20 protein-coding genes and 1 other RNA gene are annotated in these 26363 nt (G+C 52.0%); 8 read left to right on the forward strand and 13 right to left on the reverse strand.

Going from position 1 to position 26363, the window contains the following annotated elements; all coding sequences use genetic code 11:
- Positions 1–256 precede the first annotated feature (256 nt).
- From BUB13_RS02615 to BUB13_RS02630, 4 genes are all read right to left on the reverse strand, one after another.
- The gene (locus BUB13_RS02615; RefSeq protein WP_072905234.1) at positions 257–1393 is read right to left on the reverse strand and encodes a choice-of-anchor F family protein; all 1137 of its coding nucleotides are present in this window, start codon (positions 1391–1393) and stop codon (positions 257–259) included.
- Between the two features lie 547 nt (positions 1394–1940).
- The gene (locus BUB13_RS02620) at positions 1941–3608 is read right to left on the reverse strand and encodes a diguanylate cyclase domain-containing protein (protein WP_072905236.1); all 1668 of its coding nucleotides are present in this window, start codon (positions 3606–3608) and stop codon (positions 1941–1943) included.
- Positions 3608–4036 carry a type 2 periplasmic-binding domain-containing protein gene (locus BUB13_RS02625; RefSeq protein ID WP_139249287.1) on the reverse strand — a complete coding sequence of 143 codons (429 nt, stop codon included), beginning with the start codon at positions 4034–4036 and terminating at the stop codon, positions 3608–3610. Before BUB13_RS02625 ends, BUB13_RS02620 begins: the two co-directional genes overlap by 1 nt.
- Before the next feature lie 20 nt (positions 4037–4056).
- Complete coding sequence (locus BUB13_RS02630; RefSeq protein ID WP_072905240.1) at positions 4057–5271, reverse strand: hypothetical protein; 1215 nt, start codon at positions 5269–5271, stop codon at positions 4057–4059.
- Between the two features lie 326 nt (positions 5272–5597).
- Here BUB13_RS02630 and BUB13_RS19430 point away from each other — a divergent pair, with 326 nt between their 5' ends.
- Positions 5598–5879 carry an iron-sulfur cluster biosynthesis family protein gene (locus tag BUB13_RS19430; protein ID WP_341860469.1) on the forward strand — a complete coding sequence of 94 codons (282 nt, stop codon included), beginning with the start codon at positions 5598–5600 and terminating at the stop codon, positions 5877–5879.
- A 188-nt stretch (positions 5880–6067) separates the two neighbouring features.
- Here BUB13_RS19430 and cydB read toward each other — a convergent pair whose 3' ends face one another.
- The 3 genes from cydB to BUB13_RS02650 form a co-directional block, all read right to left on the reverse strand.
- Positions 6068–7198, reverse strand: coding sequence for a cytochrome d ubiquinol oxidase subunit II (gene cydB / locus BUB13_RS02640; protein ID WP_072905242.1), 1131 nt, complete (start codon positions 7196–7198; stop codon positions 6068–6070).
- On the reverse strand, positions 7195–8736 hold the full coding sequence (locus BUB13_RS02645) for a cytochrome ubiquinol oxidase subunit I (RefSeq protein WP_072905244.1): 1542 nt from the start codon (positions 8734–8736) through the stop codon (positions 7195–7197). Before BUB13_RS02645 ends, cydB begins: the two co-directional genes overlap by 4 nt.
- Positions 8737–8809: 73 nt before the next feature.
- Entirely contained in the window at positions 8810–9040 is a 231-nt protein-coding gene (locus BUB13_RS02650; protein ID WP_072905246.1) for a DUF4492 domain-containing protein, read from the reverse strand.
- A gap of 242 nt (positions 9041–9282) precedes the next feature.
- On the opposite strand from BUB13_RS02650, the gene BUB13_RS02655 reads away from it, so the two are divergent.
- Together BUB13_RS02655 and BUB13_RS02660 are read left to right on the forward strand one after the other, a co-directional pair.
- Positions 9283–11115 (forward strand): YgiQ family radical SAM protein, encoded by a 1833-nt coding sequence (locus BUB13_RS02655; RefSeq protein WP_279625951.1) that lies wholly within the window; start codon positions 9283–9285, stop codon positions 11113–11115.
- Complete coding sequence (locus BUB13_RS02660; protein ID WP_072905248.1) at positions 11115–12590, forward strand: phospholipase D-like domain-containing protein; 1476 nt, start codon at positions 11115–11117, stop codon at positions 12588–12590. The genes BUB13_RS02655 and BUB13_RS02660 overlap by 1 nt, the downstream gene beginning before the upstream one ends.
- 91 nt (positions 12591–12681) lie before the next feature.
- Here the strand turns inward: BUB13_RS02660 and BUB13_RS02665 are convergent, their stop codons facing one another.
- Both BUB13_RS02665 and BUB13_RS02670 read right to left on the reverse strand, forming a co-directional pair.
- Complete coding sequence (locus BUB13_RS02665) at positions 12682–13737, reverse strand: cytochrome c3 family protein (protein ID WP_161947612.1); 1056 nt, start codon at positions 13735–13737, stop codon at positions 12682–12684.
- Positions 13738–14010: 273 nt separating this feature from the next.
- Positions 14011–15468: a sigma-54-dependent transcriptional regulator gene (locus BUB13_RS02670; RefSeq protein ID WP_072905252.1), complete on the reverse strand. Its 1458-nt coding sequence runs from the start codon at positions 15466–15468 to the stop codon at positions 14011–14013.
- Positions 15469–15645: 177 nt separating this feature from the next.
- Here BUB13_RS02670 and BUB13_RS02675 point away from each other — a divergent pair, with 177 nt between their 5' ends.
- The 4 genes from BUB13_RS02675 (at position 15646) to BUB13_RS02690 (ending at position 23615) form a co-directional block, all read left to right on the forward strand.
- Positions 15646–17670: a VIT domain-containing protein gene (locus BUB13_RS02675; protein WP_072905254.1), complete on the forward strand. Its 2025-nt coding sequence runs from the start codon at positions 15646–15648 to the stop codon at positions 17668–17670.
- Between the two features lie 54 nt (positions 17671–17724).
- Positions 17725–18411: a rhombosortase gene (gene rrtA, locus BUB13_RS02680; protein WP_072905256.1), complete on the forward strand. Its 687-nt coding sequence runs from the start codon at positions 17725–17727 to the stop codon at positions 18409–18411.
- Between the two features lie 555 nt (positions 18412–18966).
- Positions 18967–20691 (forward strand): acyl-CoA carboxylase subunit beta, encoded by a 1725-nt coding sequence (locus BUB13_RS02685; protein WP_072905258.1) that lies wholly within the window; start codon positions 18967–18969, stop codon positions 20689–20691.
- A 59-nt stretch (positions 20692–20750) separates the two neighbouring features.
- Complete coding sequence (locus BUB13_RS02690; protein ID WP_072905260.1) at positions 20751–23615, forward strand: biotin/lipoyl-containing protein; 2865 nt, start codon at positions 20751–20753, stop codon at positions 23613–23615.
- A 143-nt stretch (positions 23616–23758) separates the two neighbouring features.
- On the opposite strand, the gene BUB13_RS02695 is transcribed toward BUB13_RS02690, so the two are convergent.
- The 4 genes from BUB13_RS02695 to BUB13_RS02710 form a co-directional block, all read right to left on the reverse strand.
- Complete coding sequence (locus tag BUB13_RS02695) at positions 23759–24364, reverse strand: DUF3106 domain-containing protein (protein ID WP_072905262.1); 606 nt, start codon at positions 24362–24364, stop codon at positions 23759–23761.
- Between the two features lie 89 nt (positions 24365–24453).
- Positions 24454–24915, reverse strand: coding sequence for a DUF3619 family protein (locus tag BUB13_RS02700; RefSeq protein ID WP_072905264.1), 462 nt, complete (start codon positions 24913–24915; stop codon positions 24454–24456).
- Positions 24912–25427, reverse strand: coding sequence for an RNA polymerase sigma factor (locus BUB13_RS02705; protein ID WP_208610109.1), 516 nt, complete (start codon positions 25425–25427; stop codon positions 24912–24914). The genes BUB13_RS02700 and BUB13_RS02705 overlap by 4 nt, the downstream gene beginning before the upstream one ends.
- Positions 25428–25571: 144 nt before the next feature.
- A complete protein-coding gene (locus BUB13_RS02710) occupies positions 25572–25952 on the reverse strand; it encodes a desulfoferrodoxin (protein ID WP_072905268.1) in 381 nt (126 codons plus the stop codon).
- A 183-nt stretch (positions 25953–26135) separates the two neighbouring features.
- Between BUB13_RS02710 and ssrS the strand changes: the two genes are divergently transcribed.
- Positions 26136–26315: non-coding RNA, 6S RNA (ssrS, locus tag BUB13_RS02715), on the forward strand.
- Positions 26316–26363 lie beyond the last annotated feature (48 nt).

Consider the following 26363-nt stretch of genomic DNA (forward strand, 5'->3'; position numbering starts at 1 on the left):
CGTTTAAGAATTAAATATCAATGTAAAATGGAAAATGACCCCTATTTTTAATATCTGTGACCACATACAGTCAAATGAAAATCTACATAAGTTTCAAATACTCGCTCACTGCCAAAGGAACCCGAAGCGCTTGCAGAATATTTGATCGAAAAAAACGACACAACTCGTCAAATAAAAAAAACCGCGGAGCCCGATGCCCCGCGGTTTTTCCATCGTTAGTTCTGCCGCGAATTAACGATTGTTTTTCTTCATTGCTTTACTCAGCCGGAATCGGAGTAAAGCGGATGACGAAGTTGTCTTTGTCGTAGTTCGAGTCGATGGCCAGGGAGTAGTTCAGACCAAGGTTCGCCAGGTCATCAATGGAACCGGTGTTGTACCACTGGTCAGCTTGCCATGCAGCAACGGTCGCAGCGGAGACAACTTTTCTCACACCGTCAGACTCGTAAGGAGCGCCGTTTGCGTCCAGGCCTTCCTGGCTGCGGTAGGTTACCCACTCACCATCACAGATGATTTCTTCAGTCTCTTCGTTGATGACGGTGTACGGGCCTTCGCAGTTAGCCATCAGCAGGTTATCGGTGTTCGGATCCTGGTCATCATCGTAGAAGTATGCGAAAGGAACGGAATCGGTGTTGTTCCAAGGACCGACCAGGTCGGTGTAGTTGGTCGACTGGGCGCCGGTTGCCAGGCTATCTTCAGTTGCGTTCAGTTCGAAAACGAAACGTGCAAACGGGTCAAAGTAGCCCGGTTCCGGGTGGTACTTGTCAGCCGGGCCAGCCAGGCCTTGAGCGAAGTTCGCCGAGAGAACGACGTCAGGCTGAACAGCGCTGGAGGTACTGGTGATGAAGTTGTTCTTGCGATCTACGAAACCGAGGCCGTCGCCAGCAGTCGAAGGAACGAAAGTGCCACCATCCATGTAACCGAGTTGTGCGGTGAAACCGGCCCACTTAACATCGGTGCCGTCAGTGATCTTCTGGTAGGAACGGTAAACGGTCTTGGTCGAACCCGGAGTAACATTCAGTTTCACATCGATGTTACCGTTGGTGTAGTGCTTGATCTTCCAGCGCTTGGAAGATTTCAGATCGTCGGAGCACTGCTTGTCGGACAGATCGTAAGGATTGTAGCCGGTCACCATCAGGCAGTTGGAACCGTCAACGTCATCATTGTGAACAACCTTCATACCCGGATTCTGAACGTCGGACTCTTTCCAGATCATGACACCGTTGCTGAGGCCGTCAGCATTGTAGATGGCAGTGCCGTAAGTTTCGTACTCGGTGTACGGGCCTGCTGGAACTGCGTAAGTCGACTCGTCCCAACCATCGATGGTACCAGCGTTAGCCATACCGGCAACCAGAGTCATACCTGCGATAAATGTGGCAACTTTTTTCAATTTCATTCTTCATTCTCCTTCATCAGTTACGTGCGTTAGACATTTTTGCGAAACTTAAGTTTTGTCGATCATCAGAGTGATGATGCCTCCGGGAAAAACTTAGCCTCCTTTCTTAACCAATCTTTGGGATCGGCTATCCCCTCCCGGGTAGCCGATCTCAGTTGTCTTAAAATCATTCGAACTGGCAAACAAACATTGGGCTTTAGCCATCTGCTCGAAACAACTTGTCGTGCTGATCAATTTCGATTTCTTTTATAGGCAAGGGCAATGCCAACTTATACAAAATTCATAACCTACTGTTTTCAATAACAATAGCTGCCAAGTAGGGAATAGACACAGAAAACACAACTACGCAACTAAAGTTGCACCACTAAGAGGAAAATAGGTACAAACCACTAAAAAACGGCAATCGCGCAGCGGATGCTACCCAGGTTGCAGCCGCAACTAAAGTTGCACTGTTTTGAAAAGGCGAAAAAATAAAAACAGATAAAAAAAGCCCCGGACAACGAATCCGGGGCTTGTGACAGGAAAGTGAAAAGGATGAGAAGAAGAATCAGCTGAAGTTAAAACAACTGCCACCACTATTTTTGGAAACATACATGGCAGAGTCGCTCTTTTTAATCAGGGTCTCAATGGCGGTTCCATCTTGCGGAAAGATACTGATACCGGCGCTGACACCAAGACGATGCTCGATCGTACCGAAAGAGAAAGGCTCGCAAAGCCCTTCCACCACTTTTTTTGCCAGGACGCCGGCGTCCTCCGGAGATTGCAGCGCATTGAGAATAATCAGAAACTCGTCACCCCCCATGCGGGCAACGGTATCGTCAGCACGAAGAAGTTGCAGCAGCCGGTTACTGACCTCCTTGAGAACCATATCACCCACATCATGGCCCATGGTGTCGTTAATCTCCTTGAATCTATCAAGGTCGAGATACAGCAGCGCAAAGGTACGGTTGTGCCGTTTGGCATCCTGAAGCGTTCGCTCCAGCCGGTCGAACAGCAGATTACGGTTCGGCAGCCCGGTTAAAGAGTCATGGTGGGCCATCTGGATCAGTTCGTTCTGTGCCTTCTTCAGCTCGGTAATATCATTGAGGATCCCAATGATGCCGATCAGCTCACCATCTTCGCCGTACATGGCGGAGCCGGAGAAATGAGCTGGGAAAGTCAAGCCATCGCGGCCGACACATGTCATCTCCGCCTGTTTGACCAGGCCGACGTTGAGCAGTTCTTCAAGTCGCTCCGGGCTCAAAATCGAATCATCATCCAGTGCACTCAACAGATCGGCGGGCTGGCCGATCAACTCATCTTCGCTGTATCCGAATAGCTTCAACGTCTGTTGGCTGACTTTGTCGATCGTCAGGTCCGGCTTGAGGACGACAAGGCCGCCCGACATGTTGCTGATGATATTGTCGACATAGCGCTTGGAAACCGTGGTGCGTTTGAGCTTTTCGCCCATGCCCCAGAAGGCGATAGCCAGTTGAGCGATCTCGTCGTTGTCAGCGGTTAGAGTCGGCGGTTCCAGTTCGTAGCCAGACTCGAGGCGGCGGACGTTCGCCAGCACCCGCGACAATGGTGCCACGAGCAGGGTACTGGCCACCCGGTTTACGGTCAGAATGGCTGCTGCGAACCCCAGCAGGAACAGCACGCCCAAAACCATAAGGTGGGAAAGAACTCGCTTTTTATCACCCTCAATCACCTTGATCATCTCGTTATTCAGAACCAGGGAGATCTCTTCGACCCGTGCCTGTAAATCGTGCTGCAGTTGGCCAAATTCCTGTATTCTTCGCTGCTGCTCCAGGGACAGATCTTCAATAACGATTGTCGGACGCAGTTCAACCGCCAGTCGCATCACACGAATATAGTCGCGCTTGAGCATCAGCAGGTTTTTCACTGTCACCGGGCTGTTATCAATGCTCTGCACCCAGATCATCAGGTCATCGAGCAGATCGACAAAAGAGACCTGCATGGCAATCGACTGTTGCGCCAGGTCCTGCTCGCCAAACAGGAAAGCATCTTCATAGCGATTATTCTGACGCTTGATAATATCGTGCAGCTTTTCGCTACCACTCACTAACGGCCAGTAACTGGTCTGCAGGTGGGACAGGTGAGAATATTGAGAAATATTGACGTAAAAACCGACAACGACTGAAACGAAAAACCCACCGAGAGCGGTCAGAACACAGAGCCAGATTTTCGAGCGAATACTGCTGAACCTTGCCATTATTTACCAACACTCAGTGGTTTAAGTGGCTCAACTACGGCATCCAGCGGCAGATAGCTGATCGCGTTGGGATGCTCTGTCAAATAAGCAACCACCTCGGCACTGTTGTCAGCCATGTATGGCATCATGCTCTGCCCACTGAACAGACGCTTGCGCCAATAGGTTTTCAGCTGTGCAGCCGACTTATTCAGCAGGCTGCGGCTGAATCCCTTGTGTGCACCATCCTTGGTGTTGTAAACCGGCAGCACTCTCTGCCCATCCGGCCACTTGCTGATTTTGCCGAGGAACATCCGTCTGACGTCGTGGGCAGTCACAGCACCAAGCTGCCTGTCTTTATGCACGACAACAACAAACTCCTGCGCGGGCGCAGCGGAGACATCAGGCCTCAGCAGCGCAAAACAAAGCAGGAATATGACGAAGAATCTCACCAGCAAAGTCGACCTCTGAATCAAAAACTGTAAGATAATTTAGCTGCGAAATAGCTCCAGTAACGATCGGGGTAAGCCTTGTCCGGATTAACGACATTAAGCTGCATGGCGCTACCATCGATATAGTGATATTCCGCCTTGAGCACCCAGTCATCGTTAATTTCGTAGCGAATCGCGCCCCCAAGATCTTTCCGCCAGGCGGTATAAGAAGGCGACTGCGGCTTGGTACTCCCATCGCGGTCGTATTTCAAACGATAGAACTCATCGTAAAGAACAGTAAAAGTCCAGCGCTCAAAAGGCGCATAGCTGAGCATTACGTACCAGGATTGCGAAGGACCATCCATGGTTACCTTGCCCGCCTGAGAGGTTTTCCTGTCAGTCTCTCCGTACTCTGAAACAAACATCCAGTCGCGCCACAGATATTCAAGGGAGAAAACAAACTTCCGCTTGACTGTATTCTCCATCAGCGGTGTCGAAGAGCCGTTGACATACACGTTGTTTTTCGAACGAAAAAGACTGAAACCGAGACGCAAATCATGCGCTGCGCTGTTAAAAACAATAGCGCCGCCGTAAAGGCCGTCACTTTTGCGCTCGCTCGACTCGAAGCTGTCAGGCAGAAGTGGATTTGTTTTGTTTTTGCGAATGCTCTCGCTGATAGAGTTATTCGTGCTCTGCGTCAGAATACTATCGTCAGGATAGGTCGATTCACCAGTGAAGACGTGGTAGTCGATATCGCCCCAGGATCCGACTGGAAGGTTACCGTACAATCCTCCGCCAATGTAGGCCAGGTTGGTATCACGCCGACTTTCATCATAAATGCTCTGCGGCAGAAAAATCATCGGCTGCAGAAAATCGCTATCACGGGTTTCGTTATAGAGGCCAAGCGGCATTTTAACTTTACCAAGCCGCACACCAAGCCAATCAGAGGGCTGATAATCAACCAGCGCCCAGTCAAGGGTTATATTATCTTCGGAGTAATTACCAAGGTTCCGGTAGAAAGCCTGACCGCCGAGACGCAAATTATCCAGAGCCATCCAGTTGAGGTTCAGGCCAAGATCTGTAAATTCATAGCTGCCACTGCGGCTTTCGGTGAGAAAATTGTTGTTGCTGCTGCTCATGTAACCTTGCGAAACAAAACCATGAATCTGTAGTGATTCCGCAAGATCGAAAGCCAGTAGCGGCGTCGCCAGCAGCAAAAAAAGAAGCGTCAGGACAAAAAGCTGAATTTTTTTCATAAAGTATCGATGTCGACAGTAAATGTGGCAGCAACTATGATATTAGCAATGGTTGATACTATCCTAACATTCCTTTTTTTAGCAAGCATTAACCAACCCTTTCTCCGATGCTCGCAAATGCACCCATATAAATGACTGCTGCTCAGGCCGGCCAAGCCTTACGGTGGATTGCTCGTACTCGTAACTGGAGTGAGAAGACTCCGTTTGAATGCAGTCAATAATTAAACTTGATGATTGTCCGAGAATTCTATGCAAAATAAAAGTTGACTTTCATATATATGTATTTCACAATGCTCCCAACATTTTAAGCAGAGGAGGAAAGTACTATGCTCACAATAACTGATACCGCCTGCGAGAATTTCAAGCAGATCCTGGCGGAAAATCCGGGTAAATCGCTGCGGGTCGTATTTGAAGGCTTTGGCTGAGGTGGTCCCAGCCTGGGATTAGTTCTGGACGAACTAAAAGAAGAAGAAAGCACTGTAGAAGTAAATGGCATCGACCTGGCTATTGCCGATCATATTTTGCCGTACACCAAAGATTGTAAAATCGACTACATCAGCAACGCCCACGGACAAGGCTTTGCCATTGTTCCCAGCTACGGCTGCTGATTTTTAGATTCAGAAACAATTAAGGGCGCCGCGTAGCTAATCAACGCGGCGCCCTTTTTTTATTTTTTTCAAATATATAGGTTTACAGCAGGTCAATCTTTTCCAAAATCTTGACTGACGCAAAGTAAGAGGCAGTCAGCATAATTATCCATAGAATTAACAGCATAATCTAAATCTCCTTCATCTGATCAGTAGCTCTTATCATCAGCAGCAAGTTCATCAATGCTCAGCTTTTTACTGTCCATCTGACGCCAGACCCAGGCGATGTAAGCCAGAACAAAGGGCACGCCAAGAGCCACGTAGGACATCATTGTCAGGGTGTAATGACTGCTCGATGCATTGTAGATCGTCAGGCTGCTGGCGAGGTCAACTTTAGACGGATAGAAAGAGGTGTTGTTATAGCCGGCCATAGAAAAGATTGCCAAGCAGGTCAACACGGTACCGAGACCGGCGAACCAGATACCCCTGACCGATGCGGTAAAGCGATTGATCACAACACCGGCAACCACCAGAACCAAGCCAGCCAGCAGCATAATCAGTACCAGCGGCATTTCAAGCAGATTATTCAGGTATTTGCCCGGCTCCATGCCGACCATACCGTTGGCCGGATCAACAGCGTAGCCATCCATGGTGACGAAGCTGTAGAGCAGGTAAAGCAGAAACGGCAGCGCGCAGAGCAGATTGTTGAAACTCGACTTCTTAAGCCGCTCGACCAGGCTGTCGTGGTCGAGGTTGTTGGCCAGATAGAGTGCGCCGAGAACCCGTGCCAGGAAAACCAGGAACAGGCCAAAGCTGAGGTTGAAAACGTTGAATGCGGCTTCCAAACCACGCAGTGGATTGGTCCACTGCACCAGGTTGTAATCGTTGAGCACGAAGTTGGAACCGGTAAAGAAGGTTCCAACAGCAGCGCCGATCAGCAGCACACCGATCGAACCGTTGATGAACATGAACTTTTCGTACACCGCCTGACCGAGAAAGTTATTCGGCTTACGACGGTACTCGTAACTGACCGCCTGAATAATGAAAGTAAACAGAATCGCAATCCAGACCCAGTAAGCACCACCGAAGCTGGACGCATAAAACAGTGGGAAAGAGGCGTAGAAAGCACCACCGAACAGAACCAGCGTGGTGAACGTCAGCTCCCATTTCCGGCCGAGGGAATTGACCATCAGGGTTTTTTCGTCTTCATCGTCAGTCAGGGTCAGAAGCAGTGTCTGCCCGCCCTGGACGAAGGTCAGGAAAACAAACAGGGAACCGACAACAGAAACAATCAGCCACCAGAGCTGCTGCAGGGTCGACCAATCAAGGCTGCCAATCATACGTCACCTCCTTTGGGACCGAGCGAAATCTGCTTGGCCATAATCTTTAATTCTGCGATCAGCAGAGCAGTAAAAAGGAGTAGGAACATAAAGAAGGTCACAACGACAGTTCCGGTATCCAGATTGGACCGCGCAACCGTAACCGGCAACATATCCTGAATCGCCCACGGCTGACGTCCCACCTCGCTGACAATCCAGCCTGCCTGCTGAGCGATATAACCGAGGAAAACCGAAACGATACCGGCGACGTGCAGCCCCCACATGCTCTCAAGTTTGTTTTTATAGGCAAAGTAGAGGTAAGCCAGGAACAACACAATAAAGAAGGTTCCCAGGCCGACCATGACGCGGAAAGCATAGAAAACCAGAGAAACCGGCGGCACCGCCTGATCAACCGATTGCAGGTAACCGTAACCGAGGAAATCGCGGTTCTTGTCAAACTCGGTCAAAGCAGTTGCCGCACCCGGCTCATCGCCAGCTTTCTTCGCCGCCTTGTACGCTGCCAAGCTGCTGATTGCAGCCTGACCGCGGGTAATCTTCTCGTCAACCCCGACAATATTCTGTTCACTGTTCCCGTAAGCCAGGTCTTTAATCCCGGGAACAAACCCATCCATCGAACGGGTCGCGAGAACCGACAACACACCCGGAACCTGGATATCAAAAATGAAAGCCTCCTCGTCGTTATCCAGTTCTTTCATCGGGTTCGGCACACCGGCAACAACCAGTCCGGCGCCAGTCTCTCCTTCCCAAAGAGCCTCCATCGCCGCCAGCTTCATCGGTTGAGTGCTGGCAGTCACGTAGGCGTGCTCATCACCGGAGAAAGCAACGAACAACGAACTGAACAACCCGAAAACAGCGGCAACGGCAATTGAACGCTTGGCGAAGAGAATGTGTTCTTTACGGATCAGGTACCAGCTTGAAATCGCGACGACGAAAAGCGAGGCAAGCAGAAAACCGGAACTGGTGGCGTGAGTAAAATGGCCGATCGCAACCGGGGAGGAGATCACCGCCCAGAGGTCCTGCATTTCAAACCGCGCCATATCAACGTTGAACTTCATGCCGACCGGGTTCTGCATCCAGCCGTTAGCAACAAGAATCCAGAGCGCCGACAAGTTGGAACCGACCGCAACCATCCAGGTCGAGAACAGGTGGAATTTTTTCGTCACCCGATCCCAGCCGAAAAACATGACAGCAAAGAATGTCGCTTCGAGGAAGAATGCAAAAATGCCTTCAATCGCCAGCGGCGCGCCGAAGATATCGCCGACCATCCAGGAATAATTCGACCAGTTGGTTCCGAATTCGAACTCAAGGATGATCCCGGTCGCAACACCGATCGCGAAATTGATCCCGAATAAAGTCATCCAGAATTTGGTCAAACGTTTCCACTCTTCGTTCCCCGTGCGCACGTAAATCGATTCGAAAAACGCACAGAGGAAGGATAGCCCCAGGGTCAGGGGCACGAAGATCCAGTGATACATCGCCGTCAGGGCAAATGTCGCCCGTGCCCAGTTGACCTGGCTTACGTCGATTTGCTCAATCACACTCTGCCTCCCATGTTGATGTTTGAGCCGCACTGCGGCCGGAGAAAAATGATTCGTTAAAGACCGATTGACTTCAGGGCTTGTTCACGTCCGCACGGTCCTGCACCTGTGTCAGGTTCTGCAGGACATGATCAGCTCTTTCCGCATCGGTGGAAAAATTTGTGGCAAGAAAGTTCGGGAAAAAGAAGGTTTTCAGAATTGCAAACATGATGAACAGTTTGATAAAAATTAGCTTCCACAGCGTTCGCCCCACAACCATGGAACGAAAACCGTCGTAATACATACTGAAAACGTTTCTAAACATTCATCATCCCGATTTCGAGTTCAAGATTTCGGCAACAAATTAATATCTAACATGGTAAGAATTTACACCTTAATATCCATATGTCAAGCAAAATGTCACCAATCAGGTCATATATCACCCGGAAGCCAACATCCTGTTTATATTGATATTTAAATATTAGCCATGCTGCAGCGTGGATTCGCTAAAACAAATATGCTATTGAACAGAGATAACTTTTTTCAGCCGAAGGATCTCTACCAAACGTGCCAAAACCAACTGCAAACAACAGCCACCTGCCGACCAGTCGCAAGGAGATGCAGGCCCGAAACTGGGACGAACTTGACGTCCTGTTCGTCACCGGCGATGCCTACATCGACCACCCGGCGTTCGGCACACCGCTGCTGGCGCGCCTGCTGGAAGCAGAGGGCTACCGAGTCGGCATCCTCGCCCAGCCCGACTGGAAAAACCAGGACAGTTTTCTAGAGATGGGCCGACCGCGCCTGTTTGCCGCAATCTCTGCCGGGGCCATGGACTCGATGGTCAATCACTACACGGCGGCAAAAAAGATCCGTCGCGACGATGCCTACACACCGGGCGGCGGCGCCGGAAAACGGCCCAATCGAGCCGTTATCGCCTACACTGCTGCGGCCAAAGGAGCGTTTAAAGGGCTGCCGACAGTTATTGGCGGGATCGAAGCCAGTTTGCGCAGGCTGGCCCATTATGACTATTGGGACGATAAAGTGCGCCGCTCGGTCCTGGCCGACAGTAAAGCCGATCTGCTGCTCTACGGCATGGCGGAAACTGCGCTGCTGGAAATCACCCGCAGGCTGGCAGCTGGCGAAGACATCAAGCAGATCACGGATGTCCGTGGGACTGCTTTGTTCTGCAACACCTCACCACCCGATGCTGTCGAACTGCCGAGTTTTGAAGACGTTAGCGAAAACACTGATAGCTACAACCGCATGTTCAAACTGGCAAGCGAGCAGCTGAACCCGTTTTCCGGCAAACCCCTGACACAGGCCCACGGAACCCGTACCCTGTTGATCAATCCACCCGCGTTACCCCTGACGGAAACCGAGCTCGACCGGGTTTATGCCCTGCCCTTCACCCGGCGACCGCACCCAAACCACACCGAAAAGATCCCGGCCTTTGAACAGATCCGCAACTCGATCACCAGTCACCGCGGCTGTTTTGGCGGCTGCGCCTTCTGCGCCATTACCCATCATCAGGGCAAAACAATCCAGTCACGCTCCGAACAGTCAATCCTGCAGGAGATCGACCGACTGGCCGAACAGAAGGATTTCCGCGGCACACTGAGCGATGTCGGTGGCCCGACCGCAAACATGTACGGCCTCGGCTGTGGCAACCCGGAAGCGGAAAAGAGTTGCCGCCGCGAGAGCTGCCTGTTCCCGGATGTGTGCAAGAACCTGAATACTGGCGATCAGCGTGCCGTGCGCCTGCTGCGAAAAATCAGGCAACGACAGAAAATCAAGCACGTCTTTGTCGCCTCCGGTATCCGCTACGACTTATTGCAATACCAGCAGAATTATTTCGACGATCTGCTGCAGCACCACGTCAGCGGACTGCTGAAAGTCGCTCCAGAATCGACCAGCGACCGGGTGACCGACATCATGCGCAAACCGGGTGTGAAACTGTTCACCGATTTCCTGGAAAAATTCCGCCGGCGCAGCAAGCAGCTCGGATTGCGCCAGGCAATCGTCCCTTACCTGATCAGCAACCACCCCGGTTGCACCTTGGAGGACATGGTCGACGTCGCCCTCTACCTAAAGCGACACAACCTGCAGGTGGAACAGGTGCAGGATTTCACCCCCACGCCGGGCAGCTTATCGACCTGCATCTACCACACCGGCAAAGATCCGTTCAGCGGCAGGAACCTGCACGTCCCGCGCTCGACCAAAGAGAAGCGGCTGCAGAAAGCCCTGCTGCTGTATCACAAGCCGGATGCCAAAAAAGACATCCTTGAGGCGCTACGTCTTTGTAACCGGGAGGATGCTGCCGGCGAACTGTTTGACCAACGCTCACCGAGAAAAAATGCCGGCAGCAACAAACCTCGCCGGCCGAAAAAGAGAAGATGATGCTCCTGCGCCCGCTATCGACCTTTCTATTTCTGCTGCTTATCAATCTGCCGCCTCACGCCTATTGCAGTGAGCTGCAACAACTTCTCACTCCGCTACTGTCTGCGTATCCGCAGCAGTCCGGCGCCTATGTGCTCGAAAAGGGGGAGGAGGCACTACTGGCACGGGCATGGCTGGCCGATCGTGCTGAACAGAGCATCGAAGTACAGTATTTCATCTGGAGCAACGACAACATCGGCACACTGGCCACCGAGAGCCTGTTGCGCGCGGCCGAGCGTGGCGTACAGGTGCGTGTGCTGGTCGATGACCTGATGATCGACGCTCCAGACGATTTTCTGCTCGCGCTGGCAGCTCACCCGAAGATCGATATCTGTATTTACAATCCGCAGCACAAAGTCGGCACCTCGAAACCGAAACGGGTGCTGAACATCTTCACCAATTTTCGCGGCATCAACCAGCGGATGCACGACAAAACCTTCATCGTCGATGGGCAGGTCTGCATCACCGGCGGCCGCAACATGGCCGACGAATATTTCGATTACGACCAGAAATATAATTTCCGCGACCGCGACATCCTGCTGATTGGACCGGTTGCCGGAGAAATTCAAACCAGCTTTGAAAAATTCTGGCAGAACGAACTGGCCCATCCGGTGGAAAAACTACTGAAGGATTCCACGCAGCCGGGACCCAAAAGAATCAAAGAAATTTACCGAGAGCTGCATGACTATGCATTGGACAAGGATAATTTTGCCCCGGAAGTGAAACAGGCTCTTGCAGACTTGCCGGATAAATTCAAATATCTGATCGACAACCTGGTTTGGGATCAGCCTGCATTCATCAGCGACGTTCCGGGCAAAAACAGCGGTAAGCAGGGCCTTGGCGGCGGCGGTCGCACTACCGGCGAACTGGCCGATGCATTACGTGGCGCACAGAAACGGATCACCATTCAGTCGCCCTACCTGGTATTGCCGGAGGGCGGACTTGAGCTGTTCAGGGAATTGATTTCCTGCGGCGTGCAGGTGCGCATCAGCACAAACTCACTGCTTTCCACCGACAATCTGCAGGCTTTCAGCGGTTACAGCAAACAGCGCAAAGATCTGTTTGAAGCAGGCATCGAAATTTTCGAATTCAAACCACAGCCGGCTATTCAGAAAGAGTTGATCGAGCGCTACGCCAAACTGGAAAAACAGGCGCCGATTTTCGCCATCCACGCCAAAACCCTGGTGATTGATGGCAAACAGCTTTACATCGGCACATTCAATCTCGATCCTCGCTCCGCCAACCTGAACACAGAAGTCGGAGTTATTATCGACAACATGCAGCTGGCAGGCATCGTCGAAAAACAGATCGAACGCGATATCCAGCCGGAAAACAGTTGGCACAGCGCTACCGAAACTCCAGATCGCCGTGCTCCACTTTGGAAGCGGATCAAGCTCGGGTTCTGGAAATTACTGCCGCTGGAAAAACTGCTTTAAACAATTCCGGGGGGGGGGGGGGGGGCTGAGCATAAAAAAAGCGGGATGAACGGCAGAGTCCATCCCGCTTTTGTGTTTATTGCAGATCTTTTTAAATGCCGTCTTTGGCGGTATGACAAACCAGGCAACCACAGGCAGCGGCATCACCTCCACTGACACACTCATTTTCATAATCCCAGCGCAGCATATCCGGATAGGGTGAGCCATGCGCACGATGACAGGAGAGGCAAGTGACCACGTCACTGTCATGAGTAATTGTCGATGGAACAGATCCATCAAGAGTCTGTTTCGCCACCGGCGCCAGTGGGTCATAGGTCGTGTAGTCAGCGTACTCACCTGAATTCGGCAGAACGACATCAGAGGGGTGGCGAATCCAAACTCCCAGCGGACCAACGATCATACTGTTGTGGAAATTTTCATGGCAGCCGGTACAAAGAGAACCGATACTGTTTTCGTAAGGGTAATAGGAGTCCCCATCACTATAGTTGGTCGCACCTTTGTAAACATTATGAGCAATCGAAGATGGATTCTGCTCCCAGTCGGCATCTTCTACTCCGATCACACCGGGCTTACCCACAGCAGTGGTTCCAGTATCGGTCGGATCAGCAGCATCCATTGCGCTCCCGAGAAAGCGATACCAGCCATCCGCCTGCCCGGCGATGCCATCAGCATCACCAGTCGCATGGTGCCTCGGCCAATGGCAGCTCTCGCACCCTTTTTCGAGAGCGGCATGGCAAACAGCGCAATTGTCGAGTGATGCAAACCCGGGATCCCCCCCTGGGGCCATAGACAAGGTGCTATCCTGGCCAACGATACCGAAAACATTGTGCCCGTGGTTATCACCATTTTCGACCACCCAGTGAAAATTACCACCGGCAAGAGGCTTTGTTGGGGCTGCCTGATTATAGACAATCGGCACCCGGGATGAGCCAACTGTCACAATCGTGGAACTGGTCGTACTGGAGTGACAACCGACACAGTCGCTTGTCAGCAGTTTGCCAACCGGGCCGCCTGAGGCGATAACACTGCCATCCTGGCTGTCGTGCATGGTGTGACAATCAACACAATCACCTGTTATGGCAGCAGACGCGGCAGCAGAACAGCACAACGACAGAGCAATAAGCAAAAGTTTTACTTTTCTACGCATTTTCATTTCATGGCTTTCTGATAGGCAAATAAAACAGCAAGCTGATTGCAAAAGAGAAAATCGTCAAACAATCATTTCAAGCCCTTAGCAATCACCGAAAAAAAGTTCAAAAAACCTTTTTAATGAAACCAAGAAGAGAATAATTAAGCTATATATTTCAATATGTTACACTCATAAAAGAACAAGATCAAGAAACAATTTAACAACAAAAGACAGCGAAGGCGAGACCAATACGACCTCGCCCCACAAAAGCACTTCCTGCAGATGTAGAAATCAGCTCTGAATATATTTTTTCACCGTGCGCCGGTCGAGCCGGGCCCGTCGCGCGACTTCTTCGTAGGTTCCAAATCGCCTGTACAGCTGGCAACAATATTGCGTCAACAGCTCCTGCGCACTGAACTCGCCAGTGTCAACCATGTCATGCAGGTTCACTTCCCTGCCTGCTGCAGCCGGATCGCCAGCATAGTGTCCATTCAACAGCACCCGCCGCAGCGATTGTTCCAGCTCACGGACATTTCCAGGCCAGGGATAGTCAGCAGGCAATCCTTGTCGCAAAGTCTGCCCGACATCGCTGACTTGTCCCGGCTCAACACGTCCAAGAATCCGCAGCAACAGCTGTTCAAGCAGCAGATCGAGAGACTTTTCATCTTCCGCCATCTGCTGCCGCAGAGTCGGCACCTCGATAACATCGGAGCAGAGGCGATAATAGAAGTCATCGCGAAAGTCCCCGTCGCGACGTAATTCGGTCAATGAACGGTTGGTTGCCGCGATAATCCGACCGCGAAAGGTTTTCAGCTCGTGGCTGCCCACCGGGCTGAACGTTCTCTCCTGTAACACTTTGAGCAGCTTGATCTGCACCGGCACCGAAACATCGCCGATTTCATCGAGGAAGATGGCACCGTGGGGGACACAGCGTGCGAGCACACCATGATGCTGATCGACGGCCCCGGTAAAGGCGCCCTTTTTATGGCCAAACAACTCCGATTCGATCAGCGACTCAGGAAACTGTGACAGGTTGATGGAAATATAGTTACGGGTAAAACTCTCCGCAAAACGTCCCCGTTTTTCATCGAAAGGAATGTAGCCAGATCGGCCGATCGCCGCAGCAGCTGCGCCTTTACCGGTGCCGGTCTCGCCAAGCAACAGGGTGGAAAAATCTTCCATCCGGTTCCACAGACTGACTTCGTAGCGCTGGATATCGTGGGTAAAAACATTATTCCACAGAGCGCAGCGCAAACGTCTCATGGAAGGACTCTGCCCGACCAGCTTATCGATAAAGAAAAAGGCCCGCCGCAGCTGATAGAAAAACGCCAGATAGTGCCTTGCTTCCTGCGCTTTGAAACCGTACTCACGCAAACGCGTCAGCAGCTCCGCCGAAAAAGGAACTGCACAGGGTTCGTCACCAGCATCCGCCTGCTGCTGAATCAGCTCATCGAAAGCAGACAGGTAGACATGAAACTGCTCAAACAACAGTCCCAATTCCAGGCAGCGACGATCCTCTCCACGATAAAGGGACAAACTAGCCCTGCCGCCAGCCTGAAGATGTCCGACCCGTTCCCGAACTGACTCGACCGCTGCCAGAAGCAAGGTTTCTTTACTTGCGCCGGTTATTCCTGCCAGCAACCGGTCCAGCTCATCCCGCTCATCACTGAACGGGTTGCTGAACGCCGCTTGACTGACCAACTGGAAGAACTGGCGATCCTCTACCGTCAAACTCAGACAATTAGACATACACACAATGTATAGCAGTAGTACATTTCATGCCAGACAAATCAAACAAACACAAAACACCAAGGCATCCTTCATCAACACAAAAAAAAGCAGTATCAGCAACTTAGAAGACAGATCGCAATCTGGCACAGCAGCTGTAAAGAGAGGAGAAAAACAACAACCGAAAGGAGACAAAAAATGAGACCCAAACAGATTGCAGCCAAACTTATCTTCCTTCTCACCCTGATGCTACTCGCCGGCAATGCCATGGCGGCAGGACTGCTCAAGCCGGTCGGTGCAAACGACAGCGCCGCCCTGGCGATCAGCAGCCACAAGGTCGATGTCACCATCAACAACGGCTTCGTTCGCACCGAAGTCGACCAGACCTTCGCCAACAGCAGCGGCACAGCGACCGAAGTCATCTACTCTTTCCCACTCCCGAAACAGTCAAGCCTGTCGGAATTATCCCTCTGGATCGCCGGGCAGGAAATCCTCGGCGAAGTAGTGGAAAAGCAACGTGCCCGACAGATCTACGAAGAACAGAAAGCCCAGGGCAACCAGACCGCACTGGCGGAAAAAAATGATTACAGAAGTTACGACGTGAAGGTTGGCAACATCCCGGCTCAAAGCGATGTGCGCGTACGCCTGGTTTACTACCAACCGCTGGAAATCGACCTCAACATCGGCCGCTACATCTACCCGCAGGCCGAGGGCAATGTCGATGAAGAACGAATTTCGTTCTGGTCGACCGACGATAAAGTTTCCGGGCCATTCCACTTTCACCTGCAACTGAAATCGGCCTTCCCGGTGAAAGACGTACGCCTGCCTGGACTGGACCAGGAAGCGATCATCCAACGTAGCGGCGGTATGAGTGAAGAAAATGCCGGTGACATTATCGACGTGACCATTGATCGCCCGGAAGGTTCGCAACTGAATAAAGATATCGTCTTCTACTACCGCCTCGACGACAGTGTCCCGGCGCGCATTGAACTGGTCCCATACAAGGCAGATAAAAACAGCGAAGGCACCTTCATGCTGGTGGTCACTCCGGCCGCTGACCTACAACCGATTTCTGAGGGCACCGACTGGACTTTCGTCCTCGACAACTCCGGCAGCATGGGAGGGCACAAAATTTCGACCTTGACAGACGGCGTCAACAGAGTGCTGGGCCAGATGCGTGCCAACGACCGCTTCCGCATCATCACTTTCAATAACAGTGCACAGGAACTGACCTCCGGCTACATCAACGCCACAACAGAAAACGTCCAGCAATGGATCAGCGCGCTGAAAAACATTCAGGCCGGTGGCGGCACCAACCTGTTCGCCGGACTGGAATCCGCTTACCGCAAGCTGGATGAGGACCGCACGTCCAGCATCATCCTGGTCACCGACGGCGTCGCCAATGTTGGCAACACCGCCCACAAAGACTTCCTTCGCCTACTGCAAAAGTACGATATCCGCTTATTCACCTTCGTCATCGGCAACAGCGCCAACCAGCCGCTGCTCGACCGACTGGCACGTGATTCCGGCGGCTTCGCCATGAACATTTCCGATGCCGATGACATCAGCGGCCGACTGCTGCAAGCCAAAGCGAAAGTTCTCCACCAGGCCCTGCACGATGTTGAAATCGACATCTCCGGCGAACGGGTCACCGACCTGACCCCGGAGAAGATCGGCAATCTCTATGCAGGACAACAGCTGGTCCAGTTCGGTCGCTACAACAGCGACGGTGAAGTGACCATCAAAATGAAGGCGAAGATCTCCGGTCAGCCACACAGCTGGAAAACCACCGCGAACCTGCCACAAACTGCGACCGACAACCCCGAACTGGAACGACTCTGGGCGCTGGCAAAGATCGATCAAACAATGGAAGAGGTTCGTGAAAAAGGGGAAATCGAAACACTGAAAAACAAGGTAATCGATTACGGTCTGAACTACTCACTGGTGACTGATTACACCTCAATGCTGGTGGTGACCGTTGACGTGCTGGAAAACCAGGGCATTCAGAGACGCAACGCTGATCGGGTACAGAAGGAGCGCATAGCCCAGCAGCAAAAAGCCGCTGCGCCTGTACAGAATCACCGCATCGACCAAAGTTCGAATAACGGTGCGGGTAGCTTCAACAACCGCCCCTCACCCGGCATTAACTTTGGCTCCGGTTCCGGACCAGTCGGCCTGTTGACAATCCCACTACTGGCTTGGATGAACCGGAAAAAGAAATAACGAGCAATCAAGGGCAGGGCTTTTTGCCCTGCCCGACTCTAAATGGAGGCAGGCATGGCCAGCGAACAGTTATCTATAAACAACCCGATCTTATCCACGGAAAAACCATCCGAGAGCAAGCAGGTTGAAATCCGCGCCCTGCTGGCATTACTGATCCTGGCAAATCTTGACCTACTGCTCGGCAATGCCCCGGCGACCAAACTGGTTTTTCACCCACAAAGCATCATCGACGGTGATTGGTGGCGCGTCATCAGTTGGCCCTTCGTTCATGTCAGCCGCTACCACCTGCTGATCGATGGAGCCGCCTTTATTATGCTCTATCATGGATTACGCGAAGAAAGTCGCAGAAGCAGAGTTTTCTTCATTCTGTCCGTCGCCGCTGGCAGCCTGCTACTGCCCATATTCATCTCACCGCAGATATCCCAACTCGGCCTTTGCGGCCTTTCCGGGCCTGCTCACGGCTTGATGGCAATCAGCTCACTGGAATTTCTGCATGGGAAAGAGAAAAAAACGGGTGGACTCCTGCTCGCCCTCCTCTTACTGAAAACCGGCTGGGAAGTTTTAAGCGGCAATGTCTTTTTACACCAACTCCACCTCGGGGATATCGGTCAACCGATCGTCAGCACGCATGCAGGTGGTGTTCTCGCCGGACTAACCTGTTACTACGTTCACTTTCTCAGCAAAAAAACCCTGTTCCGCAGAAGAGACATACAAAAACAAAAAGGGCAGACTAAGAGCTAAAGAAACCACATCAATGGAAAGCAAAAATGCACGTCAGCAAAACATTGTCTATCTACACAAAGAGCATAGAAAGCGAGACCTTTTATTTAAAATAGAATTTTTTTAACGACGGGCACCCAGCAAAAGGCAGAGAAAAACTTATTGGTAAAATGGTCAGATCAGTTCTTCGATAAAATTTTAAAGTTCTCAAAAGAAAGGAAAAGATCTCTAACATTTTCAAGAAGATACGAGCAAAAAAACCACCGAGACATGAAATTTTCCTAGCCATAAATGCCGACAAACCCACACTCGAATTAGAACCACCTAACAACCACACAAAACAGTCTAAACTAAACCTGTAATTTTTTATCCTAAATAAAATTTCTCTTGACAATTTAGCCATATTTTTGTTTGTTTACCTGTGCAAAAAACAGCGTTTTAAGTTTGCCTGAAATTGAATTTTATTAATCATTACTTTTTAAATAGTCAACCTGTTATCAAAAAGTCATCCGGCTCATTCTAGAGCTTTCTCACCGAGCCGGGCCTAATTCCAATCGACGCAAAGGATTGTCCGAGATGTCAAAGACTACGATTAAACCCTCATTGCAGAACCCTCTTGCAGCAGCGGAAGAAGTAGAATTCACTATTCCGGGTGAAATCGCCGGCCAGACTGGTGGCTACGAAGAGGTTATGAAAGAAGGTCACGACCTGATCGAGCGACCGATCAAATCGGTTGCCGTCGGCCAGATCGAGAAGCAGCACTTCAAGCAGCGGATGACCGTCTGGGAGCGGATCAAGGTCCTCACCGACAACGACCCGAACATCCTCTTCCAGAACTGGGGCAAAAACCTTGACGGCGCTTCGCTGGTCACTGGCATTCTCAACATTGGCGGCCGCGACGTGGCTCTCTACGGCCATGATTTCACCGTACGCGCCGGTTCCATCGACGCCACCAACGGTATGAAGCTGGCCAAGATCATGCAAATGGCTGGTGAAAAAGGGATTCCACTGATCGGCATGAACGACTCCGCTGGAGCTTTTGTTCCCGCCGGTGTCGGTGGCCTCGACGGATACGCCGAAGCCTTCACCGCCCTACGCAAAATCAGCGGTGTGGTTCCAACCGTTATGTGTATGTTCGGCTTCAACGCCGGTGGCGGCTCCTACCTGCCACGTCAGGGCTCCTTCGTCATCCAACCGGAAGACACCTTCTTCGGCCTGACCGGTCCGGGCGTTGTCAAGTCAGTTCTGGGTGAGGACATCACCCCGGAAGAACTGGGTGGCCCACTGGTCCACAGCGCATCAGGTGTCACCGATCTGGCCGTTGCCGACGAAACCGCTGCCCTGCGCACCGCGGTTCGCCTACTCAGCTACCTGCCGGACAACAACTACAGCATGGCGCCGTTCCAGGAAACCAGCGATCCTCTCGACCGCAAGACCTGGGAAATCAACACGCTGCTAAAGAAAGCCTTCAACTCGCCGACCGGCTTCAACACCCCGTTCGACGTTTCCATCATCATCCAACAGATCTGTGACCACGGCGATTACTTCGAGGTTCAGCCGACCCGTGCCCGTGAAGCGATTACCGCATTCGGTCGCCTCGGCGGCAACGTCGTCGGTTTCGTCGCCAACAACTCGGCTGTCGCCTCCGGTCAGATCGACTGCGACTCAGCAGTTAAGATCGCCCGCTTCGTCCGCTTCTGTAACATCTACAACATTCCATTGATCTTCATGGAAGACACCACCGGTTTCCTGCCGGGCCGCGAGCAGGAAGCCCGCGGCATCGTTCAGGCCGGTCGCTCGATGCTCGACTCCATCGTCGACGTCCGTACCCCACGCATCCTGCTGATCCTGCGCAACGCTTACGGCGGCGCTTACGCCTCCTACAACAACTACCCGACCGGCGCCGATCTTGTTCTCGCCCTGCCGACCACACGCCTAGCGGTTATGGGCCCGGCCGGTAAAGAGTTCGTTTACAAAAATGAACTGCGCGGCCTGCGCGGTTCGGTCAAGAAGAAGATCGCCGAAGCGGTTCAGGAGCGTACCAAGGCCGGCATGGAAGGCGATGCAGCAACCAAAGATGCTGAGAAGGCGGTTGCCGAGTGGCTGAAGAACGAAGAAGCTGCCCTGAACACCCGCTACGAAAAAGAACTGATGAACCCGAAAGAAGGTCTGGCCCTCGGCTCGATCTCCTCACTGGTCATGCCGACCGATCTGCGCAAGGTCCTCGGCGAAAACCTCAACTTCTTCCTGCGCCATTACCAGCCATCCGCATGGCAGGACGTTCAGCGCGAGTTCCATTAAAGAGTTGAGTCGAACCGATGAAGAATCGCACAACACAATTAAACGTGGAGATTGAAACCATGGAACAAAATACAGACCTTTATGCAAACAACCCCTTGATTCACAAGGACCGCCGCCTCGGTCAGGCATCGTCCGAATGGGTCCGCTCCTTCGGCTGCGAAGACCTAAAACCACTTATCGTCTGTCGCGGCCCGATCCGCAAAGAAGCGATGGATGTCTACGAAGAGATGGGCATCACCCACTATGGCATTCTGCTTTCGGAGAAGGACTCAATCGTTTACCCGAACGCCCTCTCACCGGAGCTGAAGCAGCTGACAGATAACAGCCGTGTTCACCGGGTACCGGACTATTCGGGAGCTTCGAAAGAAGAACGGGTTGAGCGGATTCAGCAGATCATCGACACTGCTCACGACAACGGCTACGACTCGGTTTTCGCCGGTTACGGTTTCATGGCGGAGGATGACGAATTTGTTGCCGCCATTGAGGATGCTGGTCTTAAGTTCATCGGTCCCTGCTCCGGCACCCAACGCGCTGCAGGTAAAAAAGACGAAGCAAAACGAACTGCACTCGAAGTAAACGTTTCCGTTACCCCAGGTATCGACAACGTCACCGCCCGCACCCTGCTGAAAAAGCACAAAACTCGTGACCAACTGCTGGCCTTGGCCAAGGCTGAAGACCTGAGTGTCGATGACGATGGCAAAATGTCGCTGGAAGAATTGGCCGACGTCGTCCTCTTTGCCTCCTACGATAAAGGTATCGACCTCTTCTCCATCGAAGAGCTCTGTGCCCAGGTCGAAGCTGAGTGTGCCGACATGTTCAAAAACTACCCTGGCGCCCGCATCCGCCTGAAGGCAATCGGCGGCGGTGGCGGCAAGGGTCAGCGTATTCTCGGCGCCTCCCTGCTGATGAACAAGCAGCCGAGCGACAAACAGGTTGCTGAAGCGGCTGCTGACGCTCCCGGCCTGGTGCGCGAGATCCTCAACGAAGTTAAGGCTAACGGCGTCGGCGACAACAAGAACGTCTTGATCGAGTTGAACATCGAGCAGACCCGCCACAACGAAATCCAGCTGCTCGGTAACGGCAAATGGGCGATCGCCCTTGGTGGTCGTGACTGTTCGCTGCAGATGCACGAACAAAAACTGCTTGAAATCTCGGTCACCCAGGAAGCCCTGACCGCCGAAATCGAGAAGGCGAAAAAAGCCAAGAACAAGGCTCAGCAGAAAGCCCTCGAGTCCGACCTGAAGGTTCTCAAGGCGATGGAAGAGCAGTCGGAGCGTTTCGGCGCTGCCGTCGGCCTCGACTCAGCATCAACCTTCGAGTGTATTGTTGACGGCGACCGCCACTACTTCATGGAGGTCAACACCCGGATTCAGGTTGAGCACCGTGTCACCGAGTTGGTCTACAGCCTCAAGTTCGTCAACCCGGACGACAAGAACGATTTCTTCATCGTCGAGTCGCTGGTCGAGGCAATGGCACTGCTCGCCATGCACAAAGAGCGGCTGCCGAAGCCTGAGCGTATCCCCCGCTTTGGTGCCGCCGCCGAGGCTCGTCTCAATGCAACCGACTGCTCGCTCTCGCCGAGTGCCGGTGGTTACATCCGTTACTGGTCGAAGCCGATCGAAGGCGAAATCCGTGATGACCAGGGAATCTGCATCCCCAACCCGGACACCAACCAGTTCATGCGCTACCACTTAGCGGGTGCATACGACTCCAACATTGCCCTGCTGTTGACCAAGGGTGAGGATCGCATCGACAGCTACAATCACCTGTCGACCGTCCTGCGCCGGACCGTCCTGCGCGGCAGCAACCTGGCGACCAACCTGGAGTTCCACTACGGTCTGTGCAACTGGTTCATCGGCAACAACGTCATGGCCAAGCCGACCACCCGCTTTGTCGTTCCTTACCTGACTCTGGTTGGCAAGCTGAAGGAAGAGGCTCTGAAACTCGACATCGTTTTTGCTTTCCTGTCGATGAAGAAGCACTATGCCAAGCAGTACGCTGACGATGCCGACGCAGCCAAAGCCGTTTCAGAAACCCTCGACAGAAAAGGCACCCTGCTGACCCGTCCAATGGAGAAGCTGCTGAACGATCCGCACCTGCTCTCCGGCTGGCTGAGCCTGAATAAGAAGAACTTCGAGATCAAGAATGGAAAGGTGGTCTGGCTACGCAACCCGCTCGTCATCCTCGAAGAAACCTACGAGTACCTAAACATGACCTGGCGCGAAGACGCTCCGGCTGCTGAGGTCATCTGGACTCACGACCGCGACCTGCTCAACAACGCTCTCGAGTTCTACGCTCAGTTGCGAGAGAAGTTCGGTTTCGAGAAAGAAGAGTTCGTCAAACTGAACGACATCCTCGGCAAAGCCAAACCACAGGGTGGTTACGATGCAGACACCTGGGCCAAAATTCAGGCTGCTCATGTCGGCTATGAAATCGGCAACGAACTGCTCGGCCTTCTCTGCATGGTGGCTGAAAAAACAGACTTCTATGACCTCAAGGTTGAAGAGGACCTGGAAGTGACCATCCCGGACTACTTGCATGATCCGGAATTGCAGGCAGCGATGAAGAAAGTCCTGGTGCCGCCACCGGCCACCAAAGCCGACGAGATCGTCACCCCAGGTGGTGGTATGTACTACGCCCAGGAAGCACCGGGCATGCCACCGTTCGTTACTGAAGGCATGCATTTCGACAAGGGGCAGCCACTGTTCATCCTTGAGGTTATGAAGATGTTCAACAAGGTTCCGGCACCCTTCTCCGGCACCATCGATAAGATCCTCATCGAAGGTGGCGACGGCACCATCGTCCAGAAGGGCCAACCGCTATTCAAAGTCACCCCGGACGAGAAATTCGTTGAGGTCGATCCGAAGGAACTCGCCAAGCAGAAGCAAGCCATTACCGGCGAGTACCTAAAAGCAGTTCTGTAAAGTTAAAGCAAAGAAACTATCAGCAGAGGGCTCCGAAGAGATTCGGGGCCCTTTTTTTAGAAAGAGTTCTTTTTATTTCTAGAACAAAAGAACAAACAAAAAAAGAGCTGCCATTCGACAGCTCTTTTTTCTTTACTCAATTATTAGTTTCGGCCACCGGAACCGCCACCGGAACCGCCACTGGAACCACCACTGGAACCACCACTGGAACCACCACTGGAACCACCACTGGAACCACCACTGGAACCACCACTGCCAGAATTGGTACTGGTGTCACCAATGGATCTAGCACCAGCTTTCAGTTGTTCAGTTATTTGAAATTTTTGCTCCGGCGTCAACTTCTGCCACCGCTGCTTCAGCTTTTTCTGCGTCTCAAACGGAAGCGACTGGTACTGCTTGTTCGCTGCACGCAGTTTTTGTTTCTGCGATGGTGAAAGAGCTTTATACAGCTCAAAACGATAACGAATCTGCTTCTGTTGCTGCGAGTCCAGCTTCTGCCACTGCTGCAGGCGCTCTTGCGCTTTAACTCGCTGCTGAGGGGTCATCGAAAGCCAACTGTCAGCCCCCTTCTGCAGTTGTTGTTGTCTTTGCGCCGGCAGGGACTCCCAGCCTTCAGCATATTGCTGTAAAAGTTGCTGTTGGTCGTTCGACAAATCTGCAAACTGGCCTGCATATACCTGCAGAGGAAGAAGCATCAAGCCACAGAGCAGAGCGGCAAGAACCATCGGAAGCACAAGATTATTTTTCATCTTCCTGCTCCTCAGCTTCAGGCTCACTGAGCGCCCCGTAATTCTCGGGAACAACTTCGAAGGGATCGACCCAACCATTCTCACCATCGCTAAACTCCCCCAGAAAATCTAGCAGTTCGAGACTGGGCTGCTCCTGCAAGCCGTCCTGTTGTGCCAAAAGTGGAGTCGCCGACAGAAACAGAAGAACGACCACCATCAGCCCCCCCCTCTTCAATCGCAAACTCTTCAGACAACCATTCATAAAACTCGATCTCTTCCTGATAAAATTCGAGAGGTTCTGTCGCTGTCAGGATACTGAGATCGCCAAGCTGTAGCTCAGACGAGGCCTCCTTCTGCAGATCGGGAAGATTCAGAGCCAACATAAGCAGCATTGCAACACCTGCCGGAACTGCCCCCCAATACAACTTGGGCAGGCTGCGCTTCCGAGGCTGAGTAATGGCCTGATGACGCGCCTGAGCTAACCGGACACAGGTCTTCGTGCCCAGAGTCTCTAGCGACCGATCCAATTCCTGACGAATTTTCTCGATCAATTTATCATCTTTTTCTATCATGGCCAATGTTCTCCAAGCTTTTCTCGCAAACGAGACAAAGCACGTGAATAATGTGTTTTTACCGAGCCTTCAGAACAGCCCATGACCTTTGCAGTCTCGGCAACGCTCAACTCCTCCCAGCTCCGCAGTAAAAAAACCTGCCGCTGACGGAAAGGCAGCTGTTTCAACGAAGTTTCAAGCTCGGCAAAGGCGCCATCGACCTGCAACTGATGTTCAGCACCCGACTCGGCGGGATCTGCCATATTCTGCAGAGGGTCGTCATCGTCATCGTCGTTGCCCAGCCAGCTAAAGAGCCGCGAACGAACTATCCTTCTTCGCTGATAATCCTTAATCTGATTATTCAGGATTCGGTAAAAAAGCGGCTTCCACTCTGCTTCCGGCTTGCCACTGTATTTTGCAACCAGCCGAATCATCGATTCCTGGACAATATCCAAAGCATCTTCCGGTTGACCACAGCCCAGCAAGGCAATTCGGTAGGCTTTTTTTTCAACCGCTTTCAGAAAATTGTCCATGCACCGTTTCACTCAAATCTGTTTCTACCAATTTAAAACGTTCCATGCTGCGATTGGTTGACAACAAAGGTCATTTATTTTCTTCACAAACGAAAACGGGCTGCCAAAAATGACAGCCCGTCTCGGTTTAACAATATTTCAGCCTCAGGCCTTAGCTGCCCAATGCCCATGCAGGTTGCAATATTCGCGTGCGGTCACCGCAGTTGCGCTGAGGTTAAAAGTTGCTTCAGGCGCCTCACCCGGCTTCAGATACTTACGGTAAACTTCACCATCCGCGATCAACTCAACCCACTCAATATAGTGAGCATCTTCCATCGGATGGGCAACACTGCCAACCTTAACAGTGATCGTGCCATCACCCATTTCGATCACAGGAACATGTTTTTCTGTCGCTGCATCGGTGGTGTTTTCAGTCAGCAGATCCATATTTTTGCCGCAGCACACCAGCGCGCCAGGGCCAGCATGCATAACTTCGACGATATTTCCACAGATCGGGCATTTGTAAACTTCGAGTTGCTTGGACATCGGAGGCTCCTCCCTTCAATGATTGGTTATTGTTCAGATCAACTTCCAGACAAACAATTACTTAAGCGGTAATAATACCAGCTTTTCAACAAAAAAACATCTGACTGAATTAATATTTTTCATTCCTCTTTTTTACTGACCATCTGCGAAGATTTCTTTATAATGGCTTCAACAATTTGCTTCGACTCTCTGCCCTGCAGGTGAGGTCAGAACGTCCACTCGGAATACTTTATTTTCGGGATCATTTTAAGAAGCCCGGTGTGCCTGCCCGCCTCGTAGCGGGACGCCTAATGGGTTTACAAATGGTCCCACCTCATTGGAACTCGATGTGAGTCCAATGACCCACGGCAGAGTGGAGAGTCGCAAATCCTTAAAAAGGCGCTTTCGCAAGAAGCGCCTTTTCTTTTGCGT

It is taken from the genome of Malonomonas rubra DSM 5091, from assembly GCF_900142125.1.
GTDB classification, from domain to species: Bacteria; Desulfobacterota; Desulfuromonadia; order Desulfuromonadales; family Geopsychrobacteraceae; genus Malonomonas; species Malonomonas rubra.

Coding starts and splice junctions, on each gene's coding strand:
- BUB13_RS02690 (WP_072905260.1), top strand. CDS start 20,751: ATGGAACAAAATACAGACCTTTATGCAAACAACCCCTTGATTCACAAG.
- BUB13_RS02620 (WP_072905236.1), bottom strand. CDS start 3,608: ATGGCAAGGTTCAGCAGTATTCGCTCGAAAATCTGGCTCTGTGTTCTG.
- rrtA (WP_072905256.1), top strand. CDS start 17,725: ATGGCCAGCGAACAGTTATCTATAAACAACCCGATCTTATCCACGGAA.
- cydB (WP_072905242.1), bottom strand. CDS start 7,198: ATGATTGGCAGCCTTGATTGGTCGACCCTGCAGCAGCTCTGGTGGCTG.
- BUB13_RS02630 (WP_072905240.1), bottom strand. CDS start 5,271: ATGAAAAAAATTCAGCTTTTTGTCCTGACGCTTCTTTTTTTGCTGCTG.
- BUB13_RS02705 (WP_208610109.1), bottom strand. CDS start 25,427: ATGGACAATTTTCTGAAAGCGGTTGAAAAAAAAGCCTACCGAATTGCC.
- BUB13_RS02685 (WP_072905258.1), top strand. CDS start 18,967: ATGTCAAAGACTACGATTAAACCCTCATTGCAGAACCCTCTTGCAGCA.
- BUB13_RS02650 (WP_072905246.1), bottom strand. CDS start 9,040: ATGTTTAGAAACGTTTTCAGTATGTATTACGACGGTTTTCGTTCCATG.
- BUB13_RS02700 (WP_072905264.1), bottom strand. CDS start 24,915: ATGATAGAAAAAGATGATAAATTGATCGAGAAAATTCGTCAGGAATTG.
- BUB13_RS02710 (WP_072905268.1), bottom strand. CDS start 25,952: ATGTCCAAGCAACTCGAAGTTTACAAATGCCCGATCTGTGGAAATATC.
- BUB13_RS02675 (WP_072905254.1), top strand. CDS start 15,646: ATGAGACCCAAACAGATTGCAGCCAAACTTATCTTCCTTCTCACCCTG.
- BUB13_RS02615 (WP_072905234.1), bottom strand. CDS start 1,393: ATGAAATTGAAAAAAGTTGCCACATTTATCGCAGGTATGACTCTGGTT.
- BUB13_RS02695 (WP_072905262.1), bottom strand. CDS start 24,364: ATGAAAAATAATCTTGTGCTTCCGATGGTTCTTGCCGCTCTGCTCTGT.
- BUB13_RS02660 (WP_072905248.1), top strand. CDS start 11,115: ATGCTCCTGCGCCCGCTATCGACCTTTCTATTTCTGCTGCTTATCAAT.
- BUB13_RS02670 (WP_072905252.1), bottom strand. CDS start 15,468: ATGTCTAATTGTCTGAGTTTGACGGTAGAGGATCGCCAGTTCTTCCAG.
- BUB13_RS02665 (WP_161947612.1), bottom strand. CDS start 13,737: ATGCGTAGAAAAGTAAAACTTTTGCTTATTGCTCTGTCGTTGTGCTGT.